This is a genomic window from Rhodopseudomonas sp. NSM, assembly GCF_052445935.1.
Classification (GTDB): domain Bacteria; phylum Pseudomonadota; class Alphaproteobacteria; order Rhizobiales; family Xanthobacteraceae; genus Rhodopseudomonas.
The window spans coordinates 1-547 of sequence record NZ_JBQTCH010000017.1 but is presented as its reverse complement, the minus strand read 5'-3'; the positions used below and the strand labels follow the sequence as shown (position 1 = coordinate 547).

At 66.4% G+C, this 547-nt stretch carries 1 protein-coding gene; it reads right to left on the bottom strand.

The features are described 5' to 3' along the window. Positions 1 to 489, bottom strand: a 489-nt coding sequence (locus tag ACTZWT_RS24370) for a transposase (RefSeq protein WP_444772264.1), incomplete at its 3' end; no start/stop codon positions are given. Positions 490 to 547 lie beyond the last annotated feature (58 nt).

Below are 547 nucleotides of genomic sequence, written 5' to 3'. Positions count from 1 at the left end.
ACGCACCGCTTCGATGTCGAAGCCCTTGGTCTTCATCAGGCGGAAGACTTGCTCGATGGTCCAGCGCTGGCGATAGAACCTGGTGATCAGCAGAGCTTGCGCCAGCGTCGTCACCTCGTGCGTCGTCAGCAGACGCCAATGCACCGGCGCCACCGAGGGCGGCGGATTGATCTCGCGCGCTTCCACCAAGGTCAGCGTCACGCTCTTGGGCAGATGCGCCGCTTCGGCCGGATGGTTGCGCTTGGGTCGCTTCAAGGTGACCTTGCAGGCTCGAAGCACCAGCGTTGCCCGGCGCGCTGCCCGCCCCGGATTGGCCGGCAGATTGATCGTGTCACGGCCGAGCTCGGCCACCTGAGCCATGCAGTCGTACAGCCTGCCGCCGCCTTCCAGAGCGCGATCATGATGGGCGCGGATCAACAGTTCGGTTTCTGCCGGCCGGCAGGCGAACTCATCGTAGATGTCGCCTTCGCGGTCGGCGATGACGGTCACGCAAGCTGCGCCCGCGGCGACCAGACCGGCCGCCGCCCTGGTCGCATCGAGCCAGCGT